Genomic DNA, 19,668 nt, shown 5'->3' on the forward strand with positions numbered 1-19,668 from the left:
TCGCGCCGGGAGAAGGTGCCCCGCAGGGGCGGATGAGGGTCCGGGCGCAGCCTCGTGCACCCAAACTGCCTGAGGCGCTGCGCGCCCCGACCCTCACCTCAACCCCTCTCCCGGGGGAGAGGGGCTTGTGTGTGCTGACGTTGATGCATCCCTGTGCCTGCATGCCGTGCAGGGCAACGGGACGTTCGCGCAACGACATGGGCGCACGTGCAGGCGGCCGCCCCGTGTCGTCGTGCTGCACCGCGCCTATTTCGTGCGCGCAGATCCGTCCTGCGGCTGCGCCGCGGCGCGGTCGCGTGCGGCGCGGTCGCCCAGTTGCCGGCGCAACAGCGCGTCCAGCACGATCGGCCGGTCCCAGTGGTCGTAGCTGGCGACGATGGCATGGCGCAGCGCGCGGTAGGCCAGCGAACCGGGCGGCGCGTCCATGTCGCTCGCCACGGTCGCCCAGCCGGCCGGGACGCCGGCGGCCGTGCGCGCGCGCACCACCTCGCGGTAGGGCCGTCCCGCCGCCTTGGCGAGGAACGCGGCGACATAGACATCGCGCGGCGGCCAGCGCCGCTCGCGCAGCAGCACCTCGGCGTAGCCGCGCGGCATCTGTGCGTAGCGCACCACCTCGTCGAGGAAACTGTCGGGGTAGCGCGCGGCGTAGCGGTCGATATCCAGCAACTGGCGATCGATCCAGGCATCGTCGGTGCCGGGCACCTCGACCGGTGCCGCATCCCCACCCTCGGAGGCAGGGGCGCGCGCGGGCGCCGCCGCCCCCTGCGCCATGGCCGGGCCGGCAGCCAACAGGGCAGCGCACAGGAACAGACCGGCAGGAGACGGAAGCAGACGCATGCGTCGATTCTGCCGGAGGCCGTGGGCTCTGTCAGCGCGGCACGCTGGCAGGGATGTGCACCGCGGGCTCGGCGGTGTCGCGGCTGAAGCCGCTCCTACGCGACACAGCCAGCGGCCGGTGATGCCAACGCCGCTGGGCGAGGGATCCACTCAGCCCCGCTGCAGGCTCACCGCATGCCGGTTGAGATCCGCCACCGCCTGCGGCCAGTCCGCGGCCGCGGCCACTTCGCGCAGGCGCGGTTCGTCGGCCGACAGCCCGTGCTCGGCCTCGTGCGCCCAGGTGGTGGTGTACGGCGTATGGATGCCCCAGCCGCCGAGCGCGATCACCGGCTCCACGTCCGAGCGCAGCGAGTTGCCGATCATCACGAAACGCTCGGCGCCGATGCCGAATTCGGACAGCACCCTGGCATAGGTCTGCGGGTCCTTCTCCGATACCACCTCGATGCGCGGGAACAGGTCGCCCAGGCCGGACTGCGCGATCTTGGCTTCCTGGTGGAACAGGTCGCCCTTGGTGATCAGCACGATCTCGAACTCGGCGGCGATCGCCGCCACCGCTTCGCGCACGCCGGCGATCACCTCCACCGGATGCTGCAGGGTGGCGCGGCCGATCTCGACGATGCGCCCGATGTCGCGCGCGGAAATGCGCGCCTCGGTCAGCTCGATCGCCGCCTCGATCATCGACAGGGTCATGCCCTTCACTCCATACCCGAAGACCTTGAGATTGCGGCGCTCCACCGCCAGCAGATGCTGCAGGGTGGCGGTGTCATGCAGGTCCAGGTACTGGCCGAGGATGGCTTCGAACGCGGCCTCGGCGTCGCGGTAATAGTCCTCGCTCTTCCACAGGGTGTCGTCGCCGTCGAAACCGACCAGGGCGATGGGAGAGGAGCGCAGAGCGGTGGGCGTGGGCATCGGCCAAGCATAGCAGCGCCGCACAGACGGCCGTAGGACATGCGGTGCTGCATCCCGTACAAACGCACGACGGCGGCCCGAGGGCCGCCGTCGTGTGGATCGCATTGCGCGCCACTGCGCGTCAGTCTTGATCGATTCGGTCCCGGCGGGCGGTGCGCGTCCTCATCGCCGCGCCACCGCCGCGCCGGTCCAGCTCCCGTTACTGGCCGCCGTTGCTGTCGCTGCCGGTGCTGCCGCCGGTGGCCGCACCGCCCTGCTGCTTGGCGACGTAGGCCTTGTATTCGTCCGGGGTCAGCTTGCCGTTATGGTCGGTGTCGGCCTGGGCGAAGATCTGGCTGAGGCCGGCGTTGACCTGCGCCTCCTGCTTGCTGATGGCGCCGTCCTTGTCGGCGTCCACGTCGGCCCAGGTCTGGGCGCCGCCCGAGGCCGCACCGGCCTGTCCGCTCTGGCCGGTGGCGCTGGTGGACGACTGCGTCTGCGCCTGCGCGGCGGCGTCGGCCTGCGCATCCTGGGCGAAGGCCGGCAGGGCCAGCGCGGCGGCGAGAATGGCGGCGGTACCGATCAGCGGGGTGCGGGTGCGGATGTTCATGGGTGGATTCTCCTTGGCGTTCGGTTTGGCTCTCGGTGTGGCATGTCCGGTCGATTCCGGAACACGGCGCTACCGTGCCGGCCTCAGACTGAATCCATTCCCTGTCGAAAATCGCCGCAAAACGGATCGTTAACCACGGCGCTCCTGCGGCGCGCTACCGAACTGGTTAGGATTCCGTCAGCAAGCAGTAAGGCGTCCATTCGAGACGTTTGGATTGCAGAAAGAAAACGTCTGTTTCAGCGTGTTTCGTGACCACCGTCGCCGACGTTTTCGCTTGAACGCGCCCTGAACACGATCCACGCCAGGGCCACGCCGGACAGCGCGCCGGCCACCTCCAGCACCACCCGCGAACCCAGTTCGTCCGGATCGTGGATGCTGGCCAGGGCGATGCGCGCGTACAGCGGCGACTCCAGGCGCACGATGCTGGTGTAGAACAGGTTCCAGCAGTCGATGCCGGCCGACACCGCCACCGCGATCAGGCACGCGCCGCCGAGTTGCTGGCCCTCGGACCAGCCCAGCCGCCGGCCCAGCCACTGCCACAGCGCATACACCAGGAAACCGACCGCCAAGGCGATCAGCCCGGCTTCCAGGGAGCCCAGCAGGCCGAAGTGCAGCGGCAGGTTCATCGGGTGTCCTCGGTCGGCAAGGACGCAAGTCTAGAGGCTGTCGCGCATCGGCGTGCGGCGCGCCGCGCCGGCGCGCGGATCAACTGGCGTTTTCGGCGATCGCGCTCACCACCGGCGCGCCGTCCTCGTCCCAGCGCACCGTCATCAGCATCGGCTTGCAGCACACCTGGCAGTCCTCCACGTATTGCTGCACGTCCACCGACGGATCCAGGGCGACGTCGATCCATTCGCCACAGTAAGGGCATTGCAGGTCGACGAACTGGTGGGTACCGGTCATGGGCGAGTCCGTGGCGATGGGAGGGAGACGCTAGCGCACCGGCACGTCGAAGGCGACGCCGGGACTGGGCTCGGGCTGGAAGGTGTAGTGCCACCATTCCATCGGGTAGTTGACGAAGCCGCGCGCGGCCATCGCCTTCAGCAATTGCTGACGATGCGCGCGCTGGGTGGCGTCGATGGCCGGCGTGTCGGTGTGCGCGCTGGGGTCGAAGAAGTCGAAGCCGGCGCCCATGTCCAGCGCGCGGCACGCGCCCTGGCGGCAGTCCAGCAGGCCCAGGTCGACGGTGGCGCCGCGGCTGTGGCCGGAGTGTTCGGCGATGTAGTCGCCGAGCAGCACGCCCTTGTCGAGCTTGGGGTAGTAGCGCGCCTTGGCCACCTGGTCCTGCGGATCGCGCGCCCAGGCGACGAAGGCGCGGACCGAGCGCTGCGGCCGGTAGCAATCGAACACCTGCAGGCGGTAACCCTTGGCATGCAGGTCGCGTTGTACCTGCGCCAGGGCCTTGGCCACCGGTGCCAGCAGATAGCACTTGGGTGCGTCGTAGCCGGGCACCGGGCGACCGGTGAAGTTGTCGTGGCCGGCGTAGCGGATGTCCATCGCGATGTCCGGCGCCAGCGTGTGCACGTCGACCAGTCCCGCCTGTTCCGGCGTGGTCGCCGGCGAAGTGGTGGGCTCGGCGGCGAGCGCGGCAGGCGCGACGACGAGCGCGAGCGCCAGGCCCACTGCGCGCAGTGCGCCAGGCCGGGCCCAGGTGCGCGAGGAACGGTGGTAGTCGGAGCGGCGGTCATGCGACATGTACGCAGCATAGGCCATGGCCGCGGCCGCTGTCCTGCCGCGCGCCTGCAACTACGCGCGATGCGAACTGCGCAATGCATGGCGGCCAGCGGCGCGTGCCGATGACCGCCCTGCGCAGCGCGACTCAGCGCCCGGGCGTCTGCGCCTGGGTCTGGGTGCGCTGCTGGTCCTGCACCTGCCGCTCCTGCGCCTGGCGCTGGGTTTCGGCCGCCAGTTGCTGCTGGCTCTGCTCCAGCGGCACGGCCGCCGCCTGCTGGCGGTCGACATAGGCGCGATGCACGTCGTGCGCGTTCTCCGGATTGCGCTGCACGGCGATCATGCCGCGGCCATCGGTGCTGGCGACCAGGTCGTCGATGCGCGACATGCCGCTGACCTTGGCCTCGAACGCCAGCTGCCCGGCCGCCCGCTGCATGGACTCGCGGTCGCCGTAGCCACCGTTGCGCCCCTGCTTTTCCAGCTGCGCGACCGCTTGATCGAACAGCGGACTGTCGCGCCGCATCTGCTCCACGCCCTGCTGCCGCTGCACGCTACGCTCGATCGCGGCCAGCGTCTCCGGGCCGGCCTTGCCGTCCACGCCCTTCAGGTGCTGGTCCTGCTGGAACTTCTCCACCGCCGCTTCGGTCTTCGGCCCGTAGGTGCCGATCGCATCCTTGGCCTCCAGGTAGCCGAGCGTGGCCAGTTTCTCCTGCAGGCCCTTCACCGCCTCGCCCTGCGCATTGCGCGCCAGCACGCCGTTGTGCGCGGCCGGCTCGCGATGGCCGTCGTGCGGCTTCGGCGCGGTGTGCCCGTCGCGCTGCTCGCCGGGCTTGGCGACGGTCTTGCCGAGGTCGGCCAGCTTGAGCAGGTCGGCCTTCTCGTTCTCGGCGCGGTTCTGCAGCGAGTCCAGGGTCTTCTGCTTGTGCACCCGCGGGAACAGCTCCTTGACGTGCTCGGCCTTGTAGTCCTGCACCGCGCTGACGATCTCCTTGTCGGAAATCTTTGACAGATCCGCCTGCTTGCCGAACTTTTCCTCCATGGCGCGCAGGAACACGCCGGACCCGCCCGGCTTCTTGTCGCTGCCGGGGCCGTACTGGACCGCGGTGCTCCACATGGCATCCTGCACCGCCGGACCGCGGTCGGACAGGTCCATGCCCTTGTCCTTGAGCCGGTCGACCAGTTTGTCGAAGTGGGTGCGCTTGATGTAGTCGTGCTGTTCCTGGCCGAAGCCGGGGTCGGTCTTGGCCAGTTCCTTCCACTTGGCGCTGAAGGCGTCCGAACCCGGCTTGAGGCCGGCGAAGTCGTCGCCGTACTTGCTTTCCTTGACGAAGGCAGCGACGGTGCCGCCGTTGATGACCTTGCCCTCACGGGTCGTCGTCTGCGAGGTCATCTGGTACGAGCCGTAGGACACGCCGCCCGGGTCGTCGACGCCGGAGGACACGGTCGACGCGCCGCGGCCGCCGGTCTCGTAGTGCTTGGAGGTCTGGCCCAGTTCCCAATCCTTGTCGCTCATCGCGTTCTCCTTGGCAGGACGCGCGGCGTGGAAGGCGCCGCGCGTCGGGGTTCAATGCAGAGGGTGAAATCAGTGCGCTTCGAGTTCGTCGGCGCGGCGTGCGGTCATTTCCAGGCGGCATTCGGCCGCATCCACGCGCTCGGCCTGGCCGCCGTCCGGATCGGCGACGCACTTCTCGTCGCGCTCGGCGATCCACTTGCGCTGCCGCTCGCGCAGCGCATGCTGCTCGGCCTCGCCCAGCTTGGCCATCGCCGCCTTGTAGGCGGTGTTGAGGCGCTGGTCCTGGTAGGCGTGTTCGTCGGAAATGCAGTCCAGCATCGCCGGGGTCGCGCCGCCGGCGGCGGTGATGCAGGTGTCGTAGGACGGTCGCAGCACGGGGGAATCTCCTGAAGCGGTGGAAGGGCTGGGTGGCGCAGCCGGTGCAGACGGCGTGGCCGCGCCCGCGTCGGCCTGGGTACCGGCAGCGTGCGCGGCGGCAGGGGACGCGGCGGCCGCAGCGTCCGCCGCCGGAGCGGCCGGCGCCTGCGTCTGGCTGGGCGTGGAAGACGGCGCACTGCACGCGGCGGCGGCCACGCACAACAGCAGCAGGGAAGAGCGTTGGAACGCCTTGGCGATGGCCATGGTCGGAATGCGTCCTTGTCGTTTGCGCGAGCGGGAAGGCGAGGTTCTAATCGATCGTCGTGCACCCTGTCCATCGCACGCCGCGATGGCAGGTGATCGTGTTTGGCCGGCGTTGGGCAATGTCGCGCCGGCGCATGCACGGCGGTCTTGCGCAGCGATCGGCATCTCCGCGCACGACCGCCGCCGCACGAAGCGCGACGGCGGCCGTTGCCGCGAGGCCGATCAGCGCGGCGACTGGGTCTTTTCGCGTTGCGGGTCGGGCTGCTGCGCCTGCTCCTGCGCCTGCCGCTGGGTTTCGGCGGCCAACTGCTGCTGGCTGCGCTCCAGCGGCACCGCCGCGGCCTGCTGCCTGTCCACGTAGGCGCGATTGACGTCGTGCGGATTGTCGGGATTGCGCTGCACGGCGATCAGGCCACGGCGGTCGCCGCTGGGCACCAGGTCGTCGATGCGTTGCATGCCACTGACCTTGGCCTCGAACGCGACCTGGCCGGCGGCGCGCTGCATCTCTTCGGCGCTCTTGAAGCCGCCGTTGGGGCCCTGCTTCTGCAGGTGCTCCAGGGCCTGCCTGTACAGCGGGTTGTCGGCCAGCGTCGCCGCGTCGGACTTGGCCTGCGCCGGCTGCCTGGCGATCGCCTCCAGGGTGGCCTTGTCGGCGACGCCGGTCGGCGCCAGGCCCTTCTCGCGCTGCAGGTTGGCGACCACTTCCTTGGTGCGATCGCCGTAGTAGCCGGTGCCGCTGAGCAGCTTGCCCTGGTCGTCCTTGATGCCCAGTTCGATCAGGCGCTGCTGCATCGCCTTGACGTCGGCGCCCTGCTCGCCCGGTTTCAGCGCCGTGCGCGGTTCCTGCGCGCCCTGCGTCTGCGCCTGGGTCTGCTGGCGGTCCTGCAACAGGTCGCGGCCCTTGGCCAGCGGATCGGAGGCGAACAGCTTGGCGTTGTGGTGCGTGGCCAGGTAGTCGTCCAGCGGCATGGTGTTGACGCCCTTGCTGCCGGTGGACTGGCTGACCAGCAGTTCGCCGCTCTTGGGATCGCGCACGACCATCATGATGTGGTCGATGCCCTTCCAGTGCTCGTGCGCGGTCTTGCCCGAGTCCACGCCGATGACCATGCCTTCCTTCAACGCGCCGGGCTTGAACACGTCCTTGCCCTCCAGCAGCACGCCGGAGCTGTCGTAGGCCTTCTTGACGATCTCGCCGGAGCCGGTCATGCCCTGCACCAGCATGTCCTTCTGGGTGAACACGTCGCGGCCGGCCTTGCGGTTGATCTCGTTCATCGTCGCGTTCTGCAGCTCGGTCACCCAGCCGGAACAGTCGATGTAGCCCTGCGACAGATGCTTGCCGTCCACGCCCGGGTGGTAGTACTTGCTGCTCTTGACGTTGATCGCGTACTTGACGTCGTCGTGCTTGACGCCCAGGTCATAGGCGGCGGTCAGGGCGATGCCGTCGTGGCCGCCCTGCTTGCCGCCGGCCGTTGCCGGCGTGCGCGCGGGCGCCGGCGCGGCCTGGCCCTCGGCGAGCGGCTTGATGCCCTTTTCCGGGATCGCGATGTGGTCGTACTTGGCGTCCCAGTACTTCACGAAGGCCTTGGCCATGTCCTGGTCGGACAGCTTCTTGAAGTCGGCCAGCGAGGTGCCGGTGTAGGCCTGGAACTGGCGCGCGCCCTGCGCGTCCTTTTCGCCGGGCACGTTGTTGAGGATGTTGGCGCGGGTGCCCTTCAGTTCGAAGTGGCCGGTGGCGATGGCGGCCTGGATCGAGCGGTAGCCGCCGGCGCCCTGCTGGTGCGCCATGTACATGTCCAGGCCGTCGGGCTGCGCGTTGCCGGACAGGTAGGGGCGGCCGTCGCGCTCATGCTGGCGGGTCAGGCTGTTGCGGTTGTCCTGGTACATGCGCGCGGCGGCATCGGTGTTGGCTACCGCATCGAGTTCGCGGCCACGGATGCCGTAGGCGCTGGCGGCGCCGGGCGTGAACTGGAACAGGCCCTTGGCGCTGTTGGGACCGCGACTGGCCTGCTCGTCGAAGCGGCCGCCGGTTTCGATGTAGGCGAAGCGCATGAAGTCGTCGACCGGAATCTGCCGCTGCCTGGCTTCCCGCTCGATGATGTCGAGATTCTCTGCCTTGGTGGTATCGCGTGCCATCTCGTGTAACTCCTTGAGGTTGAGGTACGGCCATCGCGGCCGCCTGGGTCAACCGAGCTCGTCCATGAGCTTGTTAGTGCGCGGTCAACAGAACGATTGCGTACTGCGGAACATCGGGTGCTGCGTCCAGCGGCGCGCCGCCGCGCGCCGCCGGGGTCATGCGTCGGGCGTGGGACGGTACTGGCCGCTGTCCGGGTCGTAGGCGTACTGCAGCACGTCGCTGCCATCGAGCAGGCGTGCACGGCCGGGACCGGCGATGGCGGTGCCGTGCAGCGCCACCCGCAGCGCCGGCATGGGCTGGCCGGGCAGCGCCTGGAATTCCAGGGTGCCGGTGCTGGAGACGTGCGGCACCACGCCATCCGGATCGCTGGCCGCCTCGTTGTCCTCGCCGGCCGCGACCGTGCCGCAATAGACCCAGCTGCGGTAATCGCCGAGGTCGTGCCGGTTCGGATCGAACACGAACAGCGCGAAGCCGGCCTCGGTGATGCCGTTGCCGAAGCGGGTGGTGGGCATGGCCAGCAGCAACCGGCCATTGCCCAGCGCATGCTGCTGCGGCGCGCGGCTGGTATCAAACGCATCGGCGCGCGCGTAGGCGCCGAAACTGCCGATGTAGCGCTGCGCGTGCAGCACCATCCACGGCCGCTCGCCGCCGGGCGTGGTCAGCAGGAAGGTGGCGGCACCGAGCGAGACGCCCTCGCCCGGGTTCGGGAAGGTTTCCGCATCGTCGATGCCGTAGTGGCCCGGCGTGGCGTAGCTGAAACCCGTGTAGTACTGCTTGCCTTCCAGCTCGAGATGCTGGCCGCCCCAGAAATTCACCACGGCGCCGTTGTCGATCTCGTAGGACACGGCGCCATCGCCGTCCCAGCCGTAGATCAGGTACAGCACGCTGCCCGCATCGGGTGGCGCTTCGGGAGCGGCGGCGCGCTTGTTGTCGTTCGACATGTCCAGAACATCCTGTATTCGGTGAAGAAGCCGAGGGAGCCCACCCGCACCGTCCGCCACGCCCTGCTGCCGCGTGCGCCATGGCGCAGACGCGCATGGCACGGACGCGACGCCCCGGCATGGACGATGCTGCCGGCAGGCGCGAGTTCGGACGGAACGACGGTGACGTGCACTGCGGCCCCGAGCAGGGGCGGTGATGGCGGTCGCGCATGGCGAACCGCACGCCGGCAATCCACACCGGCATCTTCGGGCGAGTGCAGCATCCCATGCCGCTCGCGAATGACTCGCCTGATCATCAGGCCCCGTGGGGCGCATCTTAAACCAGGTCCCTCGCCCGAAACCACCGCCGCCGCGCGCGCCGCGTCACGTCCCCGCGCCGTCCGTTCAGCGGTCCAGCGGCGGGGTGTATTGCTGCTTGGCGGGGTCGTAGGTGTAGGTGACGGCGTCGGCCGGGCCCAGCGTGCGGACCTTGCCCGGCCCTTCCACCGCCGTGCCCTGCAGGGCGATCCGCAGCGACGGCACAGTGCCGCTGGCCGGCGGCACGAAGCTCAGCGTGCCGGTGCTGGTGGCGCACTTCATGGTGCCCTGGTCGTCGCAGGCGGCGCTGTTGTCCTCGCCTGCGGCGACCGTGCCCAGGTACACCCAGCCCTTGTAGTCGCCCAGGTCGTTCTTGTTCGGGTCGAAGGTGAAGATCGCGAAGCCGGCGCTAGTGATGCCGTCGGCAAAGCGGGTGGTCGGCAGCGCCAGCAGCAGGTGGCCGTCCTGGGTGGGGGTGCTCTGCGGCTTGCGCTGTTCGTCCAGGGTGTCGGCCTTGCCGTCGGAGCCGAAGTCGCCGGCCCAGCGCTGCGCGTGGAACAGGGTCCAGGTCGGCTTGCCGCCGGCGCTGTCGAGCACGTAGGTGGCCTGGCTGATGCTGACGGTGGCGGCCGGATCGGGCATGTCCTGGTCGCCGCCCTGGTCGCCGGGCTTGGCGTACTTGCCGCCGGTGGCGTTGGCGAACCCGGTGTAGTACTGCTTGCCGCCGAGGTCGAAGCGATAGCCGTACCAGAAGCTGGCCACCGCGCCGTTGTCGATGGCATAGGACGCCGAGCCATCGCCCTTGGCGCCGTAGATGTCGGCCAGCACCTGGCCCGGCGCCGGCACCTCGGCGACGACCGGCTGTGCCGCCGCGTTCGTGTCGGCAGGCGCTGCGGGGGCGCTCGCCGTTGCCGGGGTCTGCGCCGCCGGCGCATCGGCAGCCTTGTCCTTGCACCCGCCCAACAGCAGGAAGGTGGCCGCCCACAGGGCCGTGGTTCCTCGCCTCATCGCACTGCGTCCTTTGGAGTCCGTTGGCGCGCGATGCTACCAAGAACCGCGGCGGCGCCAAGTGACAGGCGTGCACGCCGCCAGGACCGACGCTGGCGCCACGGCGCGCCGGCTCAGGGTGCGTCCGGCTCCATCGCCGGGACCGGCTGCGGCCGCGCCAGCAGCGGCTGGGTCAGCGCGTACAGGATGCGCAGGTCTTCGGCGTCGAAGTCGGTGGCGTCGTTGCCACGGTAGTGGTGGTGGAAGGCGCGCAGAGTCGCGGCGCGGTCGTCGACCGGATAGCCGATCAGCGCCAGCGCCTGCCACGGATCGAAGCCGGGCGGCGCCGGCGGCGTGTCGGCGGCTGGCCAACGGCCGAAGCCGGCCTCGGCCAGCCGCTTCCACGGGAACAGCGGACCCGGGTCGACCTTGCGCGAGGGCGCGAAGTCCTCGTGCCCGACCACCTGGCTGCGCGGGATGCGCAGGCGCGTGCACAGGTCCTCGAGCAGGATCAGCAGGCTGGCGATCTGTTCCTGCGCGAACGGGGTCTTGCCGTCGTTGTCCAGTTCGATGCCGATCGAGGCGGAATTGATGTCGGTGATGGTGCCCCAGCGTCCGGCGCCGCCGTGCCAGGCGCGATCCTGGTCGGCGACCAGTTGGTAGCGCGTGCCGTCGCGGCCGATCAGGTAGTGCGCGCTGACCTTGCCCCTGCTGTTGTGCGAGCGCAGCGTGTCCAGGCTCTGCTGTACCGAGTGCTGGTCGGTGTAGTGAATGACGATCAGGATCGGCCGGCGCGTGTCGTAGTTCGGCGACGGCACCCAGGTGGCCAGCGGATTGCGCTGCGGCGCGTGCGCGCAGGCCCCGAGCAGCGCCAGCGTGCCCAGCAGCAGCAGCCGGCGCACGGCGGATGGGGACGGCACGGGAACGCGGGTCATGGGCACATCCTGGTCGGGGACGCACAAGCGTACGCAATCGGTGCGGCGGCGGTGTGCAGGGGCACGTCGGCGCTCACCGCCGCGCGCTCAGAAGCGGTAGTTGAAGTTGACGGCCCACTGCCGCCCGATCGCGCTGTACACCCGCGGGAAGTACGGCCAGGTGGTGTAGGTGTCGTCGCGCGGGTGCAGCGCGTCGAACACGTTGAGCACGCTCAGGCCGACGGTGGCCTTGTCGGTGATCTGCTTGGCGAGGTCGAGGTTCCACACCAGGTAGGGCGCCACGCGGCCACGGTCGGCGTAGTCGGGCCGCGAACCGTAGCGGTAGCCGTACACGCTGGCCGACCAGTCGCCGCGGCTCCAGTTCGCACGCCAGTTGCTGCGCGTGCGGAACGCCAGGTAGTCGACGTCGTTCATCACGTCCACCGGGCGCGCGCCGGCGAACTGCGCCACCTCCATCCGCAGCACCCGGGTCAGCCCGCCCTGCAGGCCGAGCGTGCCCCAGGCGCCGAGGTCAAGGTCGTAGCGCAGGCTGGCGTCGATGCCATCGGTGCGCATCAGCGACTGGTTGATGGGGAAGGTCTTGAACGCGGTGATCTGGCCTTCGCTGGTCAGGTCGGTGCCGGGGCTGCGCGTGACCGCGTCCAGATAGAAGCGGCAGGCCGTCGAGGCGGTGTCCACCGCGGCGCCGGCGCGGTCGCGGCCGAGCAGGCAGTTGGCGTTGTTCTCCAGCAGAGTTTCGCTGGAGATGGCCTCGACCCGGCCCTTGAGTTCGATGCGGTAGTAATCGACGCTCAGCGACAGCGCCGGCAGCGCGTCCCACACCGCGCCGAGCGTGGTCGACTTGCCGGTCTCCTCGCGCAGCAGCGGATTGGAGGCCTGAGTGGAGAAGGTCTGGTACTCGTGCGCGCTCGCGCAGGCCGCCGACAACGGATCCAGGCCGTCGCGGCGGCACAGGTATTCGTCGACCACGGTGGGGTTGTTGGCGCTGGTGCCGGCATAGATCCACAGCAGGTCCGGCGCGCGGAAGCTGGTGGCGTGGCTGCCGCGCAGCAGCAGGGTGTCGAACGGACGCCACTCCAGGCCGGCCTGCCAGGTGGCTGCGCCATCGACCGCGGTGATGTCGTCGTAGGCGTCGTAGCGCGCGGCCAGGGTGGCGCTGAGCCGGCTGGCGATCGGCACGCGCAGCTCCAGGCCGGCCGCGTAGCGCTTGCGCGGGCCGCCGCCGGGGGTCTGGGTGAGGTTGTAGATGCGCTCGCTGCCGGTGTAGTCGACGGTGGTGCGCGGATCGGGCTGCAGGTCGTAGGTCTGCCGGGCGGCTTCGAGCACGGTGGCGATCTGCACCATGCCCGCCGGCAGCTCGAACAGGTCGCCGCTGACCACGAACTGGGCCTGGTCGGTGGCCGATTCGCCGCGGCTCACCACTTCGGTGGTGAGCTGCTGGTACAGCGCCGGGCTGCCGGGCGCGAACAACCGGTCCGGGCGCACGCGGCGGATTTCGGTGCCGTCCGGCCGATAGCCCAGCACCGGCCCGAAGTAGTAATCGCGCACCGCATTGGTGAGGAAGCGTGGGCGCCGCGTGGTGATGTCGTAGCGCGACAGCGACACGCTGGCGTCCCAGTCGAAGCGCCCGCCGAGCGCCTTGCCGCGCACGCCGGCGTTGAGGTTCCAGCTGCGCTCGTCGTAGTCGATGGTCTTGATCCCGCCCACCTCGTCCGGCAGGAAGATGCGCTGCGCGGTGACCAGCCCCAGGTCCGGATCGTAGGCGGTGAACGCGCCTTCGCCGATGTAGTAGTGGGTCTGGCTGGAGCTCTTGTCCTGCGAGCGGTTGGCCAGCAGTTGCGCATAGGCGACCACGTCGTGGCCGAGCTCGGCATCGCCGGCCAGGTAGGCCGAGGTCTTGCCGTAGCCGTTCTGCACCGAGCGCCCGGCGTAGTAGTCGAACGCGCCGCAGCGGTTGGGCGCGGCCAGGCTGTCGCTGGTGCGGTAGGGCCGGAACGCCGGATTGGTCGCGGTGCAGGCTGCCGCCAGCGCCTGCGGCGAGGTCGACAGCGTGCCCGCCTGCGGCCACAGATAGGTGCTGCCGCGGCGCAGGTACACGCCGGAGATCGACACGTTGGGCGAGCTGGGGTCGGCCTTGTTGGCAGGATGGTCGTCGTAGGAATCCATGAAGCTGCGCTGGCGCGCCACGATGGGTTCGCGGTCCAGCCGCTCGAAGGCGTAGGTGACACTCCAGCCGTCGCCGCGGCGCCCGCCGCTCCACTGCAGTTGCCCGGTATCGCCGCCGCCGCGGGTGGTGATGCCGGCGCGCACGCGCAGGCTATCGCCCTGGAAATCGCGCTTGGTGATGATGTTGACCACGCCGGCGACCGCGTCGGAGCCGTAGATGGCCGAGGCGCCGCCGCTCATCACTTCGATGCGCTCCACCGCCGCCGCCGGAATGCTGCCCAGGCTGACCGCGGTCCCGTTGGCGCCGTAGGGCTGCGGGTAGTCGGCCATGCGCTTGCCGTTGAGCAGGATCAGCTGGTAGCCCGGCCCCAGCCCGCGCAGGTTGAGGTATTGGCCGTTGGGCGAACTGCCGGTCTGGTCGCTCTCGTTGAAGGTGCTGCCGCTGAACTGGGTCAGCGTGCCCAGCGATTCCCACACCGTGGCGAAGCCCTGCTTGCGGATGTCCTCGGCGGTGATGACGGTGACCGGCGCCGGGCCTTCCACCTGCGCGCGGGCGATGCGCGAACCGGTGACCAGCACCGCATCGAGATCGCGCGGGGTCGCCGCCTGTTCCTGCGCCGCGGCCGCTGCCGGCGAGGCCGCGGCCAGCGTCGTCAGCGCGGCCAGCGCCACGCGCACGGGCCGCAAGGGAAAAGGACGACGAACGATTCGCATGGGCACGCGGCTCTCCTGCATGGCGCGGGTGGATGGCGCGAACGCCGCGGGCGCGGCCACCGCCGCGCGCCTGTCCCTGGCGTCCACGCACACGGCGATGGCGCGTGCGCGGCACGCGGCCATCGTGTTGCGGGTTCCTGCATCTTGCAGAGCGGACGCGGCGCTGCCGTGCGCTGCCTGCACGTTCCCCAGCGCCATCGCCACGCTTCCCCTGTGCAGTCGGGTGTAACACGCGCTCGCAAAACCTGTCAACGCAGCGCCTTGACAGAAAAAAACCGGGAATCGAAGATCCTGGCGTCGGCGCGCCGCCTGCGCCGGCCTTCTTTCCAGACAGCGGGATGCCATGATCACGATGCGCGGCCTGTGCCTGTTGCTCGCCGTGGCGGCGAGCGGCGGCACCGCACCAGCACGCGCCACCGACGCCATGCCGCTGCAGGCACAGCCGGCGCAGTTGCAGGCCGAACACTGGATCGCACGGCTGCCGGCGGCGTCGCCGCCGCTGCTGCAGGCGACGCAGCGCGCCGCGTTCAACGCCCGGCTGCTGCGCGACGATGCGTCGATGCACGACCTGGCCGCGCTGCCGACGCAACTGCCCGCCGCGCAGGTGCGCGCGCAGATCCTGGCGCTGTCGGCGCCGCCGACGCGCACGCTCTACGACACCCAGGGCGCCGTCCTCGACGCCGCGCGCGTCCAGGCGCTGCAGCGAGCGCTGGCGCTGGAGGCGCTGCCGGCGCAAGTGCAGCCGCGTTACGCGCTGGTGGTGCAACGCGCCGACCTGCGGCGCTTCCCCACCGCCGAGCGCGTGTTCAGCGACCGCGAAGACCGCGACATCGACCGCTTCCAGGAATCGGCGCTGTATCCGGGCAGCGCGGTGGCGATCCTGCACGCCAGCGCCGATGGCCAGTGGCTGTTCGTGCTGGCGAACAACTACGCTGCCTGGATCGCCCGCGACCGCCTCGCCGAGGGCGACCGCGCCAGCGTGCTCGCCTACGCGCAACGCACGCCGCGACTGCTGGTCACCGGCGCGCGCGCGGCCACCGTGTTCACCCCGGAACTGCAGGCGGCCTCGCAGGTGGCACTGGACATGGGCAGCGCGCTGCCGCTGTTGCGCGACTGGCCGCCACAGAACAGTGTCAACGGCCAGTCGCCGCTGGCCGCCTACGTGGTGCAGCTGCCGCTGCGCGACCGCGACGGGCGGCTGCAACTGGCGCCCGCCCTGGTGCCGCGCAGCGCCGACGTCGCCGAGGCGCCGCTGCCGGCCACGCCGCAGATGCTGCTGCAGCAGGCGTTCAAGTTCCTCGGCGAGCGCTACGGCTGGGGCAACAGTTACGACGCGCGCGACTGCAGCGGCTTCGTCGTCGATCTGCATCGCAGCCTCGGCATCGAGTTGCCGCGCAACACCGGCGACCAGGCGCGCAGCCCCGCACTGACGGCGGTGCCCTACACCGCCACCGATCCGCTGCCGCAGCGGCGGCAGGCATTGGCGCAACTGCGCGTCGGCGACCTGGTCTACATCCCCGGCCACGTGATGCTGGTGATCGGCCACGAAGACGGCCAGACCTGGGTGATCCACGACGTGGCCGGCGCCAGCTACCGCGACGCCGCCGGCCGGTTGCAGCGCGTGCGCCTCAACGGCGTGTCGGTGACGCCGCTGGAACCGCTGCTGCTCGGCAACGGGACGCCCCTCATCGACCGCATCACCCGCATCCAGCGCCTGCGCGCGCCGACCGCCGAATGAAGATCACCGAGATCCGCCTGGGCATGCTGCGCGTGCCATTGAAGACCCCATTCAAGACCGCGCTGCGCACCGTGCAGGCGATCGAGGACGTGGTGGTCATGGTCCACACCGACGATGGCCGGATCGGGCATGGCAGCGCACCGGCCACCCCGCCGATCACCGGCGACACTCATGGATCGATCATCGCGGCGATCGAGCGCTGCCTGGCACCGCGCCTGATCGGCGAGGACATCGCCGACCTGCAGCGCCTGCGCGGCCTGATCCAGGGAGCGCTGGAACACAACAGCAGCGCCAAGGCGGCGCTGGAGGTCGCCGTGCACGACCTGTGGGCGCAGTTGCATGATGCGCCGCTGTACCGGCTGCTCGGCGGTGGCACGCCGCACCTGACCACCGACCTCACCATCAGCGTGAATGCCGTGGACACGATGGTGGCCGACGCGCTGGCGGCGCTGGCACGCGGCTTCGTGGCGCTGAAGATCAAGATCGGCACCGATCTGGCCGAGGACATCGCACGGGTCAAGGCGATCCATGCCGCGGTCGCCGGCCGCGCGCAGCTGCGGCTGGACGCCAACCAGGGCTGGACGCCGAAGCAGGCGGTGCAGGCCATGCACGCGCTGGAGCGCGCCGGGGTGACGCTGGAACTGCTGGAGCAGCCGGTCAAGGCCGGCGACGTGGACGGCCTGCAGTACGTGACCGAGCGCGTGCAGACCCCTGTGATGGCCGACGAGAGCGTGTTCTCGCCGGCGCAGGCGATCGCGCTGCTGCAGCGGCGCGCGGCGGACATCGTCAACATCAAGCTGATCAAGGCCGGCGGCCTGTCCAACGCGCTGCGCATCGCCGATATCGCCGCGGTGTACGGGGTGCCGTGCATGATCGGCTGCATGCTCGAATCGAGCATCGGCGTGGCCGCGGCGGCGCACCTGGCGGTGGCGCGCGCGGACGTCATCACCAAGGTGGACCTGGACGGCCCGTCGCTGGGGGCGTTCGACCCGGTGGTGGGCGGGGTGCAGTTCGACGAGGCGCAGATCCGGATTGGCGATGCGCCGGGGTTGGGGATTCGCGAGATCCAGGGGTTGGAGCTGTTGCCGCGGTCGGTGTAGGGATGGCGCTGCGCCCTGCGTCGCACCGGGCGCGCTGCGCCATGCGGCGAAGAGCGGCGCCTGGCTGCACTGGCGGACACGAAGGCCAATTCTCCAGCGTCCGCCCGTGACTGGAGCAGGTCTCCAATCACGATCGACAATGCACTCGTAGGAGTCAACTGTCATGCACCTGCGATGACAGGAGGAGCGTACGGGGCCTGATCGCGCGCGATGGCATTGAGCCAGCGCAGGAACTTGTGCATGCAGGCGACGATGGCGACCTTGGCCGGTTTGCCGCCTGCGCGCAGGCGCGCGTAAGTGTTGGCCAAGGGGGATTTGGCGCGGATGCTGGCCCAGGTGGCCATGTACAGCACGCGCCGCACGTCGGCACGTCCGCCTTTGATGCGGCGCTGGCCTTTCCAGCAACCGCTGTCGTGATTGAACGGGGCCAGCCCGACCATGGCAGCGAGCTTGCGTGGCGGCAGCGTGCCCAGCTCTGGCAGCCGCGCGGCCAGAACCGCGCGCAGGATCGTCCCGAGCCCAGGCACCTTGGGTAGGCTCGAGCAGGTCTTGCCCTGCTGCTCGATCTCCTGCGTCAATGTCTGGATCTGCTGGTTCAGCAGGGCGATCACCTCTCGGCAGCGGTGTTGCACCTTGGCGCTGGTGATGTGCTCCAGGCGCCGCCGATGGGCATCACGCTGGCTCACCAGGGTGGCACGCAGGTCCAGCAGTTCGCGAAGAGACTGCTGATGCTCGGGCGCCACGGGCGTGGGCATGGTCGGGATGTGCTGGGCGGCGATGGCCAGCAGGCGCGCGTCCAGGGCATCGGTCTTGGCATGCAGGCCCAAGGCCTGGGCGAGCTTGCGCGGACGATCGGCGGCCATCCGCACTGCCGGCAGGTTTGCCTCTCGGAGCACCTGCAGCACGGCATGTTCGTAGCCGCCACTGGCTTCCAGCACGATCCGCTCGCAGCCCAGCTCGGCAAGGCGCTGGGCCAGCGCACGCTGCCCCTGTGGCGTATTGGGTTGGGTCCAGGCCTGCTCGTCCGGCAGGACATGAATGACCAGTTCGGCCTTGGATACATCGATCCCGACATAGCGCCGCATAGACGTTCTCCGCAGTAGACTCAGGGACGAGAGCGCTCCTGCCGATGCCCATGCTTGTGGAGTTCGAGCTCGTCACTCGGGCAACTGTTCGGGCTTGTCAGGCAGGAGAACCGGAGTGCGGCGGCGCTGACTCCTACTCGTGCTTGCTGGCACTGCGGCTAAACGGCCTGCCGCACTCCGCTCTCACCTGCAACGATAGACCCTTATTTGACACAAGCGGCTTCAGCCGCGACAGACTTTAGTGGGAAGGCCTGTCGCGGCTGAAGCCGCTCCTACAAGGGACAGGGCGACCGCCTTGCCACGGCCAGCCCTGTGCAGTCCTTGATAGCGGCCTTTCAGCCACCATAGGGATCGACAGTGCGAATGCTGCCATCCGGCTCGACATGCAGCGGCGTGCACTTGACCGAGCGCAGGTGGGTCACGCCGCCGGACAACAGGGCATCGTGATAGAACAGGTACCACCGGCCTTTAAACCTGCAGATGGAGTGGTGCGTGGTCCAGCCCACCACAGGCTTGAGCAGCACGCCGCGATAGGTGAACGGTCCATACGGGTTGTCGCCGATGGCGTAGCACAACAGGTGCGTGTTGCCGGTGGAGTAGGACAGGTAGTAGCGGCCCTGGTCCTTGTGCAGCCACGGCCCCTCGAAGAAGCGGCGCGCGTGGTCGTCGGCGCGCAGCGGCTGGCCGTATTCGTCGAGGATGACGATTTCGCGCGTGCGCTCCGCCAGCTGCGTCATGCCGAGGTCCAGCCTGGCGATCCGCGGGCCCAGCGCCGGTTCGTCGCCGACAGGCTCGGCGTGCGCCGCATCGAAGCGGCCGTCTCGGTACTTCTGCAACTGCCCGCCCCAGATGCCGCCGAAGCACAGGTAGTGCGTGCCGTCGTCGTCCTCGAACACGGCCGGGTCGATCGAGTAGGTGCCGGCGATCGGCTCGGGCTCCGCGGCGAACGGACCTTCCGGGCGGTCGGCCACCGCCACGCCGATGCGGAACAGATCCTGCGCGTCCTTGGCCGGGAAATACAGGTAATAGCGGCCGTCGCGGCTGGCCGCGTCCGGCGCCCACATCTGCCGGCTGGCCCAGGGCACGTCGCGCACGTGCAGGGCCACGCCGCAATCGGTGGCCGCGCCGTCGGGCGCGTCCATGCGCAGCACGTGGTAGTCCTCCATGCCGAAGTGGCCGCCCTCGTCGTCGAACGGCGCGCCACTGTCGATGTCGTGGGACGGATAGATGTACAGGCGCCCCTCGAACACGTGTGCCGATGGATCGGCCGTGTAGATGTGGGTCACCAGTGGTTGCGCGATGGCATGCGCCGCGAGGTGGCCGAGGTCGCTGAGGTCGCGCACGTCGCTGTCCTGCCGACGTGCCTGCAGCTCGTGTTCGATGCGACGTTCCATGCGTTTGTCGATCCTGTAGAAGAACAAGAGCGCCACC

Annotated in this window: 17 protein-coding genes; 2 read left to right on the forward strand and 15 right to left on the reverse strand. The window is 69.7% G+C overall.

The window, feature by feature from the left end; all coding sequences use genetic code 11:
- Positions 1–246 precede the first annotated feature (246 nt).
- The 13 genes from AC1G9L_RS19145 to AC1G9L_RS19205 form a co-directional block, all read right to left on the reverse strand.
- Positions 247–837, reverse strand: a complete 591-nt coding sequence (locus AC1G9L_RS19145; protein WP_481069730.1) for a hypothetical protein — start codon at positions 835–837, stop codon at positions 247–249.
- A gap of 150 nt (positions 838–987) precedes the next feature.
- Complete coding sequence (locus tag AC1G9L_RS19150) at positions 988–1,746, reverse strand: HAD family hydrolase (protein WP_019801075.1); 759 nt, start codon at positions 1,744–1,746, stop codon at positions 988–990.
- 199 nt (positions 1,747–1,945) lie between these two features.
- Complete coding sequence (locus AC1G9L_RS19155) at positions 1,946–2,335, reverse strand: hypothetical protein (protein ID WP_019801076.1); 390 nt, start codon at positions 2,333–2,335, stop codon at positions 1,946–1,948.
- Between the two features lie 236 nt (positions 2,336–2,571).
- Positions 2,572–2,961, reverse strand: a complete 390-nt coding sequence (locus AC1G9L_RS19160) for a hypothetical protein (protein WP_019801077.1) — start codon at positions 2,959–2,961, stop codon at positions 2,572–2,574.
- A gap of 79 nt (positions 2,962–3,040) precedes the next feature.
- The gene (locus AC1G9L_RS19165; protein WP_010340161.1) at positions 3,041–3,238 is read right to left on the reverse strand and encodes a CPXCG motif-containing cysteine-rich protein; all 198 of its coding nucleotides are present in this window, start codon (positions 3,236–3,238) and stop codon (positions 3,041–3,043) included.
- A 30-nt stretch (positions 3,239–3,268) separates the two neighbouring features.
- Positions 3,269–4,030, reverse strand: coding sequence for a M15 family metallopeptidase (locus tag AC1G9L_RS19170; protein WP_481069731.1), 762 nt, complete (start codon positions 4,028–4,030; stop codon positions 3,269–3,271).
- Positions 4,031–4,154: 124 nt separating this feature from the next.
- Positions 4,155–5,519 (reverse strand): VgrG-related protein, encoded by a 1,365-nt coding sequence (locus AC1G9L_RS19175; RefSeq protein ID WP_019801079.1) that lies wholly within the window; start codon positions 5,517–5,519, stop codon positions 4,155–4,157.
- A 69-nt stretch (positions 5,520–5,588) separates the two neighbouring features.
- Positions 5,589–6,140 carry a lysozyme inhibitor LprI family protein gene (locus AC1G9L_RS19180; protein ID WP_481069732.1) on the reverse strand — a complete coding sequence of 184 codons (552 nt, stop codon included), beginning with the start codon at positions 6,138–6,140 and terminating at the stop codon, positions 5,589–5,591.
- 222 nt (positions 6,141–6,362) lie between these two features.
- Entirely contained in the window at positions 6,363–8,273 is a 1,911-nt protein-coding gene (locus AC1G9L_RS19185) for an XVIPCD domain-containing protein (protein WP_481069733.1), read from the reverse strand.
- 156 nt (positions 8,274–8,429) lie between these two features.
- On the reverse strand, positions 8,430–9,215 hold the full coding sequence (locus tag AC1G9L_RS19190; RefSeq protein ID WP_019801738.1) for a hypothetical protein: 786 nt from the start codon (positions 9,213–9,215) through the stop codon (positions 8,430–8,432).
- A gap of 384 nt (positions 9,216–9,599) precedes the next feature.
- Positions 9,600–10,520: a hypothetical protein gene (locus AC1G9L_RS19195; protein ID WP_481069734.1), complete on the reverse strand. Its 921-nt coding sequence runs from the start codon at positions 10,518–10,520 to the stop codon at positions 9,600–9,602.
- Positions 10,521–10,633: 113 nt separating this feature from the next.
- Positions 10,634–11,434: an N-acetylmuramoyl-L-alanine amidase gene (locus tag AC1G9L_RS19200; protein ID WP_481069735.1), complete on the reverse strand. Its 801-nt coding sequence runs from the start codon at positions 11,432–11,434 to the stop codon at positions 10,634–10,636.
- 87 nt (positions 11,435–11,521) lie between these two features.
- Positions 11,522–14,314, reverse strand: coding sequence for a TonB-dependent receptor plug domain-containing protein (locus AC1G9L_RS19205; protein ID WP_481069736.1), 2,793 nt, complete (start codon positions 14,312–14,314; stop codon positions 11,522–11,524).
- A gap of 343 nt (positions 14,315–14,657) precedes the next feature.
- Between AC1G9L_RS19205 and AC1G9L_RS19210 the strand changes: the two genes are divergently transcribed.
- Together AC1G9L_RS19210 and AC1G9L_RS19215 are read left to right on the forward strand one after the other, a co-directional pair.
- Positions 14,658–16,052 carry a C40 family peptidase gene (locus AC1G9L_RS19210; RefSeq protein WP_481069737.1) on the forward strand — a complete coding sequence of 465 codons (1,395 nt, stop codon included), beginning with the start codon at positions 14,658–14,660 and terminating at the stop codon, positions 16,050–16,052.
- The gene (locus tag AC1G9L_RS19215; RefSeq protein ID WP_019800148.1) at positions 16,049–17,152 is read left to right on the forward strand and encodes an enolase C-terminal domain-like protein; all 1,104 of its coding nucleotides are present in this window, start codon (positions 16,049–16,051) and stop codon (positions 17,150–17,152) included. The genes AC1G9L_RS19210 and AC1G9L_RS19215 overlap by 4 nt, the downstream gene beginning before the upstream one ends.
- Before the next feature lie 161 nt (positions 17,153–17,313).
- Here the strand turns inward: AC1G9L_RS19215 and AC1G9L_RS19220 are convergent, their stop codons facing one another.
- Together AC1G9L_RS19220 and AC1G9L_RS19225 are read right to left on the reverse strand one after the other, a co-directional pair.
- Positions 17,314–18,237: an IS110 family transposase gene (locus tag AC1G9L_RS19220; RefSeq protein WP_481069579.1), complete on the reverse strand. Its 924-nt coding sequence runs from the start codon at positions 18,235–18,237 to the stop codon at positions 17,314–17,316.
- Positions 18,238–18,572: 335 nt separating this feature from the next.
- On the reverse strand, positions 18,573–19,631 hold the full coding sequence (locus tag AC1G9L_RS19225; RefSeq protein WP_481071189.1) for a glycoside hydrolase family 43 protein: 1,059 nt from the start codon (positions 19,629–19,631) through the stop codon (positions 18,573–18,575).
- Positions 19,632–19,668 lie beyond the last annotated feature (37 nt).

The sequence above is a fragment of the Xanthomonas sp. NCPPB 1132 genome (assembly GCF_056629235.1).